This window comes from Halorubrum sp. SD612 (assembly GCF_002135005.1).
In genome coordinates, this window is sequence record NZ_NEWI01000108.1 from 1 (window position 1) to 9,668 (window position 9,668).

Below are 9,668 nucleotides of genomic sequence, written 5' to 3' on the forward strand. Positions count from 1 at the left end.
CTCCGCGGCGGTCCCGTCGCTCGTCCGCTTGTCGTCGATCTTGAGCACCGTCGAGACGCGGTCGCCGTCGACGGCGTCGTGGGCGGCCGCCGCGGCCGCGAACAGCGTCTCCGCGTCGTCGGCCTCGATCACCGTCCCCATCGGGTTCGTCTCGTAGCTCACGTCGAAGTCGTCGAGCGCGGCGACGGCGGCCGCCACCTCCTCGGCCATGCTCTCCTCGACCACCGGGGCGACGCTCAGCATCGCGATGGCTGTCATGGGCGGGGATGCGCCGCGGACTCACTTAAGCGGTCGCGCGGGCGACGACGCCCGAGTTCGCCTCTCCCGCGGCGACCTACTCCAGCGCGTCGCGCAGGAAGGAGAGCTGGTGCCCGATCGCGCCCTCGAAGTCGTCGCCGAGCACCGAGAAGTGGTCGGCGGGCATGGTGACGACGGTCCCGCGCGAGAGCCGCTCGCCGGCGTCCGCGACCGACTCGGCGTCAACGATGTTGTCGTCGGTCCCCGCGAGCAGCAGCGTCGGCGCGTCGACCTCGTCGAGTCGCGTCACGGGGCGGTAGCCGACGAGCCCGAGCAGCGACCGGGCGGGGGTCTCGTTGCGCCACGCCGACTCGCGGTCGACGAGGTCGAGGTACTTCCGCTTCGTCCCCGGCTCCGTGATCGCCGCGCGCTCGTCCGTCCCGCCGACGATGGGGACGGTGCGACCGCGACAGACCCGGTGCCCGACGAGGTCGCGGAGCCCTGCGATGCCGGAGCGGAGCAGGTACTGCCCGCCGCGTCGGCGGGCGATCGCGCGCCCGTCGAGCATCGGGACGAGGCCCACGACCGCGTCGACGTCCCGGCGCTCCGCGGCGAGCGTCAGGACGTGCGCGGCCGACAGCGACGCGCCCCACAACACGAGGTCGTCGCCCGCGTCGTCGAGGCGGCCCGCGCGGTCGATCGCGGCCTCGTACGCCGCGCGCTGGCGGGCGAGGTCGACCGTCTGCGAGTCGCCGTCCGACTCGCCGAACTCCGGGTGATCGAAGAGGAGGGCAGCGTAGCCCGCGTCGGCGAACCGCTCCGCGACGGCCGGGTAACCGAAGGTGCGCTCCGCGCCGAGCCCGGGCGCCATCACGACGATCGGCGGGTCGTCGGCGTCGCCGCCGGGCAGGTACAGCGTCCCGCGACAGGTCGCGCCGTCGGCGTCGAACGCGACCGCCCGGGTGGCGAACCGCTCTCGGGCCGGGCGCGCGAGGCGGCGCTGCGCTCGGTTGACGGGATGTCGGCGGGTCACCGGTCGCCCTCCGGATCCGCCTCGGACGCGTCCGGTCCGCCGGACGCGCCCGGGGGTTCGCCCTCCGCCTCGGTCTCGTTCAGTGTGTCGAGCACACGGGCCGAGAACTCCGTCTCGGAGATCTCGTAGCTCGCGAGCGCCTCGAACCACTCCGCCTCGGCGTGCCACGTCCCGAGGACATCGCCGGGAGACCGCACGACCGTGCCCTCGACGCGGACGGGGTCCCACTCGTCGGCCTCCGCGCGGTCGATGAGCGCGTTGAGCGCGCGCCCGCTCTCGCCGCGGTGGACCTCGCGGCCGGGGAACGCGGTCATGTACGTCAGCTCCAGCGGGTCGCCCCCGTCGATCGACTCGACGCTGACGCCGTAGCTCCTGAGTTCCGGCTCCAGATCGGCCGTCCGCTCGTCGCCGGTCATACCCGATCCGTCGGCGGGGCGGAATAAATCGGTACCGGCACACGGCGGCGGCGACGCCGCTGGGATGGTACGGTCAGACGAAAGCCGCGGGCGGGGGACGACCGCCGAGTGGCGGCCGCAGATAGGTTGTCAGAGGCACACGATTGTCCCGCGCGGCCAACTTGGTGTAACCCGTGGAGTGGTATAAACGCTCGGGCCGGAGACCATTTATGCTGCTCCCGCTCCTGTGTGTAGTCACATGCTCACCGCGGCCGCGACGGCGCTGACCCGAACCGACGACACCGCGGGCGTCGTCCTCGTCGGCGGCGCCGTGAGCCTGCTGGCGTGGGTGCTGACGCCGGCGTGGCTCGTCGGCGTCCTCTTCGTCAGCCCGGCGGTCGCCGCGGCGGCGCCGGTCGCGCTCGCGCCGTGGCTCGTCGCGCGGGGGTACTTCGTCCGGGTGACTCGAAGCGCGATCCAGACCGGTGAGGCGACGGGCACGCCCTCGCTGGTCGCGTGGGGGGAGTTGGTCAGAGACGGCGTCAAGTCGGTGCTGCTGTCCGCGGCGCTGCTCGCGCCGCTCGCGGGGGGGCTCGCGGTCGCCGGAGGCGTCGTCGCGGCCCTCATCGAGGGGCCGGTCGACCCGGCGGCGACAGCGACGGCGGTCGAGTCGGCGCTCGGGCCGGGAGGGCCGGCGGTCGTCGCGGTCGCGGCCGTCGGCGTCGTCGCCGCCCTCGTCGGGGCGTACCTCCTCGCGTTCGCGTACGTCCGCCCGGCGGCGCTCGCCGCGTTCGCCGCCTCCGGGCGGCTCAGGGACGGGTTGAGTCCGCAGACGGTGGCCGACATCGCCGCGACGGGCCCGTACGCCACCGGGTGGACGCTCGCCGCCGGGGCGCTCGCCGTCGGGTACGCCGTCGCGGCGCCGACGGCGCCGCTGGTCGTCGGCGTCGCGCTCGCCTTCCTCGTCCGCGTCGTCGCACACGGACTCTACGGGCGGGGCGCGGCCGCCGCCATGGCGGGTGGCCCCGACAGCCGGACGGAGCCGGGCGTTACGGAGGCTCACATCGCCGCGGACGCCGGTGGCCGAGCGCTCCGCGAAACGGGTGCGACGCACGGTGATGTGACGGCTCGTGGTGACGCGGCGACCCGCGGCGACGCGATGACTCGCGGCAACGCGACGGCTCGGGGCGGCACGGAGACTCGCGACAAGGTGGCGGCTCGGGGCGGCACAGCGGCTGCCGAGGTCGGCTGCGGACGCGACGCCCCGTCGGTTCCCGCCGTGTCCGGCGACGGCGGGCGGCCGATGCGGAGCGAGCCGCCGGCCGCGGTCCAGACCGGTCGAACCGTGCCGATCGAGGGCGGAGATGACCCGGCCGACGCGACCGCGGAGGTCAACGCGGACGCCGCCGAACCGGACGGGACGGACGCCGACGAGCCCGACGCCGCCGGCCCGGACGGCGGCTTCGTGTGGGGGCCGCGGCTCTCCGACGCGGAAGACAAGAGTTGATACGGTCCCGAGCGAACGCTCGGACATGCGCATCTCCGAGCGGGGGTACGGCGAAGAGGGCCGGGAACGGCTCACGCTGGTCCCCGAGAACGTGGACGACCTCTGGCACCTCGCGCACGTCCTCGAACCCGGGGACCTCGTCGAGGGCGACACCACCAGACGTATCCAGCGGAACGACGACCAGATGCGGGACACCGGCGGGCAGCGCGAACACATCTTCGTCACCCTTCAGGTGGAGGACGTGGAGTTCGCGCGGTTCGCCAACCGCCTCCGCGTCTCGGGCGTCATCGTCGGCTGCTCGCGGGAGGACCAGCTCAACGCCCACCACACGCTCAACGTCGAGGAGCACGACGAGATAACCGTCGAGAAGCACTTCAAGCCCGACCAGACGGAGCGGTTGGAGGAGGCCACCGAGGCCGCGGAGAACCCCGACGTGGCCATCGCGACCGTGGAAGAGGGCGCGGCGTACGTCCACACAGTCCAGCAGTACGGCACGGAGGAGTACGCCTCGTTCACGAAGCCGACCGGCAAAGGCGAGTTCTCTCGCCCCCGCGAGGAGCTGTTCGCGGAACTCGGCGAGGCGCTCGCGCACCTCGACGCCGACGCCGTAATCTTGGCCGGGCCCGGCTTCACGAAGAACGACGCCCGCGACTACGTCGACGAGGAGTTCCGCGACCTCTCCGACCGGATCACCACCGTCGATACCTCCGCGGCCGGCGACCGCGGCGTCCACGAGGTGCTCAAGCGCGGCGCGGTCGACGAGGTCCAGAAGGAGACCCGCATCTCGAAGGAGGCGAGCCTCATCGACGAGCTGACCGAGAACATCGCGACGGGCGAGAAGGCGACGTACGGCCCGGACGACACCGCCGAGGCCGCCGAGTTCGGCGCGGTCGAGACGCTGCTCGTCGTCGACGAGCGCCTCCGCACGGAGCGGCAGGGGGACGGCGACTGGGAGATCGACGTGAACGCGGTGATCGAGTCGGTCGAGCAGCAGGGCGGCGACGTGGTCGTCTTCTCTTCGGAGTTCGCGCCGGGCGAGCAGCTCGCCAACCTCGGCGGTATCGCCGCGATCTTACGCTACCGGCTCCAGTGAGCGGCTGACAGTCGAGGTGCGGTGGCGCGTGCCTGCGAGGCCGCCTCGCGGCCGAGCCGCACGCGCGAGGGAGTCGCTGGCGCCGCCGGCGCCAGCGACGAGGCTGGGGAGGCGTGAGGCGCGCGGCCGGGGCTTCGGCGGTCGTGCTCGGGTCGGTGACCGCGCATCGCCGAGCGGCCGGGGCTTCGCTATGCTCGGTCAGGGGGTCGCTCGTAGCGACGACAGTCACGTATCGCGTTCGGGGAGCGGCCGTGACCTTATCAGAACGCGTCGCCAACCCCGGATCGATGGCGGACCGATCCGGCGGTGACGAGAGCGTCTCGACGACCGCCGACCGCGAAGGCGCTGACAACGCGGACGCCGACGCGTTCCCCGACTCCGAGACCCTCCCCGACGACCTCGACGACGCCGGCGTCGACGAGGAGGTGAAGCGCCGGCTCCGCGAGGCGTACCTCAACGACGAGGAGAACGCGCTGATCGTCACTCGGGTACGCTCGGTCGGCGACCGAGTGGTCGTCGAGATGCGTCCGCCGCACGGCGACGCCACGCACACCGAGCGGTTCGACGCGCCCCGCGACGGATCGCTTCAGGAGTCCGAGGAATTCCTCGGATTTCTGGACGCCGCGGGCGTTTCGCCGCTCGACGTCGACGAGCTCGTCGGCACCCGCGTGCCAGCGACGTACGACTCGGAGACGGGCTGGCGGGTCGACGCCGCGTACCGCGCCGCTTCGGAGGCGGACGGCGGGAGCCGGTTCGCGGACGCCCGCGAGTGGCTGTGGACCTACAAGGCCTGGCTGTTGGCCGCGCTGCTCGTCGGCGGCGAGTTGGCGTTCGTCGCGGTGATCATCCTGTTGTACGCCTGACTCCGGGGGCGCGGCGCGTCGGCTCAGAGCACCCGGAGTCGATACCCCTCGGCTGCGGTCTCGTCGGTGACGCGGCCCGTTTCAAGCGCCGTGTCCAGGACCTCGGCGACGAACTCTTTCGGCACCTCGACGCCGATGAAGTCGGTCCCATCGCGAGCGGTCGTGAGGCGCGCCATCGTTCGCTTCGTGCCGTCGTCGTTGTAGACGCTCCCGACGCGCTCGCCGTCGCGGCGGAACCGCAGCGTCACGTCGGTCGGTTCGAGCGCGTCGAAGCGCACCTCGAACACCCGGTCGTCGCCCTCCAGCCGCGCGAGCATCGCGCCGTCGTGTTCGATCACGGTCGTCTCCATACCCCCGTTACGGGCTCGACGCACATAACGGCGACACGCGATCGACGGGTGCGCTCGGAGGGGACGGGGCCGCGTCACCCCGAGTTCTCGGCGTCGAGGTAGCCAATCACCGCCTGCGGCGCCACGACGCCGACCAGTATCAGCACGCCGATCAGGACGGTGTCGCTCAGGCCCGTCGCGACGCGACCGCCGTACGCCAGCGCCAAGCCGGCCGCCATGAACAGGAGGATGACCGCGTTCTCTCGGGAGACCATAGGCAGACGTGGCGACGCCGATTACAAGAGTCTTGTCGGAGTCACTTCCCCCAGAAGGGGTCGCGCTTCCGGCGCGTCTCCAAGTAGCCTTGGAGGGCCTCGCGCTCGTCTGCGGTGATCTCCTCTTTTAATTCCTGTTCGAGGATCTTCGCGTGCTTCTCTGGCACCTCGGTCCAGAGGGTGTCGCCCTCCTCGATGCCGCGGCCGACGGTCGGGCCGTCGATAGCGATGCTGACGCGCTCGCCGGCGCGGGCCTCGTCGACGTCGTCGCCCTGTTTCTGGATCCCGGAGAGGTCGCCGACGCGCTCGAACTCGTTGCCCTCGAAGTAGCCGACGTTGCGGTTGTTCTGGAGCGTGCCGGAGATGATCTCGACGCCGACGACCGCGGGGTCGTTCTGCCGGAACGTGTGGTCGGGGAGGATGCGGAAGCGGGCCGGGCGGACCACTTTGTCCAGCACCGTCTCCTGTTGCGCGCGCTGCTTCTCCTCGACGTAGCGCTCGTAGTCTTCGACCAGCTGGTAGATGACCTCGTTTTTGAACAGCTTCACGTCCGCGTTCTCTAAGTCCGTCTCCGCGTTCTTGAGGAGGTCGACGTTGAACCCGAGGATCGCCTTGTGTTCGTCCTGGTTCGCCGTCTCGGCGACCGCGATGTCGCGCGGCGCGATGTCGCCGACCTCGGCGCGCAGGATCGGGACCTCCGCCTCGCGGAGGGCGTTCGCCATCGCCTCCAGCGAGCCGAGCGTGTCCGCCTTGACGACGACGCCGTTGTCGGCGGTCTCGACCTCTATCTCGGCGAGTTCGGCCTTCACTTCCTCGATGACCTGATCGGCGGTGCGGTCGCGGACGACCCGGACCGGCGCGCCCGCCATCGCCTGGTCGAGGTCGGGCGCGGCGATCTTCACGCCGGCCGCGGCGCCGATCTCGCCGACCTTCTCGAACTCCTTCTCGGTGCGGATCTCCGCGAGCGGCCGCGGACGGAGCAGCGCGCGGATCTCGGTGACGATCGGCTCGTTCTGTCCGCCGACCACGATGGTGTCGCCGTTCCGGATCACGCCGTCGTAGACGACGGTGTCGACGGTCGCGCCGAACCCCCGCTCGTCTTTCACTTCGAGGACCGTCCCCTCGCCGGGCCCCGTGACGTCGATCGCCATCTCCTCTTTCATGAACCGCTGGGAGAGACCCATGAGGACCGTCAGGAGGTCCGGGACGCCCTCGCCGGTGAGCGCCGAGAGCGGGACGACGCCGATGTTCTTCTGGAAGTCCTGGACGCGCCAGTAGAGGTCGGCGGAGAAGCCGGCGTCGGACAGCTGGCCGATAATCTCGTAGAGGTTCTCGTCGAGCATGGACTTCGCGCGCTCCGACTGCGCCTCCATGCTCTTCTGGATCGGTTCGCCGTCCTGCGGGTTCCACCCCGGCGTCGTGTCGGCCTTGTTGGCCGCGACGACGAACGGTGTCCCCGTCCGCCGGAGGATGTCTATCGCCTCCTCCGTCTGCGGCTGGAAGCCGTCGTTGACGTCGACGACGAGCACCGCGATGTCGGCGAGCGCGCCGCCGCGGGCGCGCAGCGTCGAGAAGGAGTGGTGGCCCGGCGTGTCGATGAACAGCAGGCCGGGGAGGTCGAAGTCGGACGGGTCGATCAGCTCGCCCGCCATGCCGGAGATGGTGTCGAGCGGGATGTCCGTCGCCCCGATGTGTTGGGTGATCGCGCCGGCCTCGCCCTCGCTGACGGCGGAGCCGCGGATCGTGTCGAGCAGGCTCGTCTTGCCGTGGTCGACGTGACCCAGCACGGCGACGATGGGGGTTCGCAGGGTGTCCGCGTGTGTGTGGTCGGTCATATGTGATCGCCCCGAGAAGGTTATAGCCACCATTCGTTCCGGCCGTCAGTTAAGCCTTTCAAAACGCCGCGGTGATCCGCGGCGGCGAAACCGGTGCCCAGTCACCGAGCGCCCGGCGCCGAGCCCGTCCGCGTCGGTCGCCCGTCGGACGGCCCGTGGCGTTTAAGACCGTCGCCCGGGACCGTGCGGGTATGGTCGACATCCTCGCGGAGAACCTCTCCGGGAAGGCGGTGATGAGCGCCGACGGCACGGAGCTCGGGGACCTGTACAACATCACGATGAACCTCGAGTCCGGCGAGCTGAACCACCTGCTCGTCAGCCCGCACGAGCAGCTCAGGAGCGAGCGCGTCGACTTCGACGTCGACGAGATGGGGCGGCTCCGGGTCCCGGTCGCGAACGTACAGGCGGTGAAAGACTACATCGTCGTCGCCCGCTGATGCAGGTCCTCGACTCGTCCGCGTTCATCCACGAGTACACGACCGACGAGGACGTGGTCTCCATCCCGGCGGTCCACGACGAACTGACAGGCGAGGTCGCGCTCCGGTTCGACGCGATGGAGGGCTCCGGGATGACCGTTCACGTCCCGGCGCCCGAGGCGGTCGACCGAGTCCGCCGGGCCGCGAAGGGGTCGGGCGACGCCGCTGAGCTGTCCGACACCGACATCCGGCTCATCGCGACCGCGCTGGAGCTTCACGGGACGCTCGTCACCGACGACTACGCGATGCAGAACGTCGCCGAGCGGCTCGACCTCCCGGTCGAGCCCATCGAGCGCGATGGGATCACCGAGGAGCGCGAGTGGCGCTTCCAGTGCGTCGGCTGCAACCGCACCTTCGACGAGAACAAGGAGCGGTGTCCGATCTGCGGCAGCGACCTGACGCGGAAGAACCCCGCGTGACCGGGCCGCCGGAGCGCCGCGGCGCGAGTCGTTCCCTCCCGCTCCCGAGCCGCGTGCGACCGGTCCGCACCCGACCGACCGATTGAACAGGCGCCCCGCCGACCGACCGGCATGAACGCCTTCGAGGAGCTGTCGCCGGACGCGCTCCGATCCGGGCGGGCGGACGCGCTCGACGACGCGGTCGCGACCGCGCTCGCCGCCCACCCGCTCGACGGTGTCGAGACCGAGTACCCCCACTATCGGGGCGCCGTCGAGGGGCCGGAGGCGCCGCCGCCCCCGTCGGAGGACCACCCCGTCTTCTACGGCTGTTTCGACTGGCACTCGGCGGTCCACAGCCACTGGGCGCTCGTCCGCGCGCTGCGGGTCGTCCCGCACCACCCGGACGAGGCCGATATCGCTGCCGGGATCGACGAGCGACTGGCTCCCAAGAGCGTCGCGAGCGAGGTCGCGTACCTCGACGAGAACCCCGGCTTCGAGGAGCCGTACGGCTGGGCGTGGCTGCTGCGCCTCGCCGCCGAGCTCGCCCTGTGGGACGACCCGCGCGCCGACGCGTGGCGCGAGACCCTCCGCCCGCTGGAAGGGCGGGTCCGGGAGGGGGTCCGAGAGTCGTTCCTCGGGATCGACCGCGCTCACCGCGTCGGTACGCACGGCAACACCGCGTTCGCGCTCGCCGGCGTGCTCGACTACGCGCGGGTCGTCGGCGACGCCGACCTCGAACGCGAGGCCGCGGCTGCGGCGCGCCGCCTCTACGCGGACGACACCGCCGCGGTCGTCGGCGCGGAGCCGGTCGGTTGGGACTTCGTCTCGCCCGCGCTGACCGAGGCGGACCTCATGCGCCGCGTCCTCGACCCGGACCCGTTCGCGTCGTGGCTGGACGACTTCCTCCCGGACCTCGCCGCGCCGCCGCACGACGCGCTGTGTTCGCCGGTCGACGTGGAGCCCGACGAGGGCGACGGCGCCGCGATACACCTGATCGGGCTCAACGTCTCCCGGGCGTGGTGTCTCGCCGGACTGGCCGACGCGCTCGACGGGCGGGACGGCCCGGCCGCGGACCGGCTCCGGGAGCCCCTCGCCGACGCCGCCCGCCCCCCCCCGCAAGCCCCGGCCGCCGACCGTCCCACCCACGACCCCCCCGGGGCCGACTGGCCACCATCCCTCGCCCCGTCACCCCTCACCCCGACCCAGCGCTCGCCCCTCCCCCGCCCC

Annotated in this window: 12 protein-coding genes; 6 read left to right on the forward strand and 6 right to left on the reverse strand. The window is 71.8% G+C overall.

What is annotated here, in order from left to right; all coding sequences use genetic code 11:
* The 3 genes from B9G38_RS11960 to B9G38_RS11970 form a co-directional block, all read right to left on the reverse strand.
* On the reverse strand, positions 1 to 258 hold a 258-nt coding region (locus tag B9G38_RS11960; protein ID WP_086220512.1), incomplete at its 3' end, for a thiamine-binding protein.
* Between the two features lie 76 nt (positions 259 to 334).
* The gene (locus B9G38_RS11965; protein WP_086220513.1) at positions 335 to 1,270 is read right to left on the reverse strand and encodes an alpha/beta hydrolase; all 936 of its coding nucleotides are present in this window, start codon (positions 1,268 to 1,270) and stop codon (positions 335 to 337) included.
* Entirely contained in the window at positions 1,267 to 1,686 is a 420-nt protein-coding gene (locus B9G38_RS11970; RefSeq protein ID WP_086220514.1) for a hypothetical protein, read from the reverse strand. The genes B9G38_RS11965 and B9G38_RS11970 overlap by 4 nt, the downstream gene beginning before the upstream one ends.
* A gap of 238 nt (positions 1,687 to 1,924) precedes the next feature.
* Here B9G38_RS11970 and B9G38_RS11975 point away from each other — a divergent pair, with 238 nt between their 5' ends.
* The 3 genes from B9G38_RS11975 (at position 1,925) to B9G38_RS11985 (ending at position 5,128) form a co-directional block, all read left to right on the forward strand.
* Positions 1,925 to 3,172, forward strand: a complete 1,248-nt coding sequence (locus B9G38_RS11975) for a DUF4013 domain-containing protein (protein ID WP_086220515.1) — start codon at positions 1,925 to 1,927, stop codon at positions 3,170 to 3,172.
* 25 nt (positions 3,173 to 3,197) lie between these two features.
* Complete coding sequence (locus tag B9G38_RS11980; RefSeq protein ID WP_049930899.1) at positions 3,198 to 4,265, forward strand: mRNA surveillance protein pelota; 1,068 nt, start codon at positions 3,198 to 3,200, stop codon at positions 4,263 to 4,265.
* Positions 4,266 to 4,552: 287 nt separating this feature from the next.
* Positions 4,553 to 5,128, forward strand: a complete 576-nt coding sequence (locus B9G38_RS11985; protein ID WP_049930897.1) for a hypothetical protein — start codon at positions 4,553 to 4,555, stop codon at positions 5,126 to 5,128.
* A gap of 23 nt (positions 5,129 to 5,151) precedes the next feature.
* On the opposite strand, the gene B9G38_RS11990 is transcribed toward B9G38_RS11985, so the two are convergent.
* The 3 genes from B9G38_RS11990 to infB form a co-directional block, all read right to left on the reverse strand.
* A complete protein-coding gene (locus B9G38_RS11990; RefSeq protein ID WP_086220516.1) occupies positions 5,152 to 5,478 on the reverse strand; it encodes a hypothetical protein in 327 nt (108 codons plus the stop codon).
* Positions 5,479 to 5,552: 74 nt separating this feature from the next.
* Positions 5,553 to 5,732 (reverse strand): hypothetical protein, encoded by a 180-nt coding sequence (locus B9G38_RS11995; protein ID WP_049930893.1) that lies wholly within the window; start codon positions 5,730 to 5,732, stop codon positions 5,553 to 5,555.
* Positions 5,733 to 5,773: 41 nt separating this feature from the next.
* Positions 5,774 to 7,567 (reverse strand): translation initiation factor IF-2, encoded by a 1,794-nt coding sequence (gene infB, locus B9G38_RS12000; protein WP_086220517.1) that lies wholly within the window; start codon positions 7,565 to 7,567, stop codon positions 5,774 to 5,776.
* 191 nt (positions 7,568 to 7,758) lie between these two features.
* Here infB and B9G38_RS12005 point away from each other — a divergent pair, with 191 nt between their 5' ends.
* The 3 genes from B9G38_RS12005 to B9G38_RS12015 form a co-directional block, all read left to right on the forward strand.
* Positions 7,759 to 8,004: a PRC-barrel domain-containing protein gene (locus B9G38_RS12005; protein ID WP_049930889.1), complete on the forward strand. Its 246-nt coding sequence runs from the start codon at positions 7,759 to 7,761 to the stop codon at positions 8,002 to 8,004.
* Positions 8,004 to 8,462, forward strand: coding sequence for an NOB1 family endonuclease (locus B9G38_RS12010; RefSeq protein ID WP_049930887.1), 459 nt, complete (start codon positions 8,004 to 8,006; stop codon positions 8,460 to 8,462). Before B9G38_RS12005 ends, B9G38_RS12010 begins: the two co-directional genes overlap by 1 nt.
* Before the next feature lie 111 nt (positions 8,463 to 8,573).
* Positions 8,574 to 9,668 (forward strand): DUF2891 family protein (locus tag B9G38_RS12015; protein WP_086220518.1); only part of this gene is annotated, 1,095 nt, incomplete at its 3' end.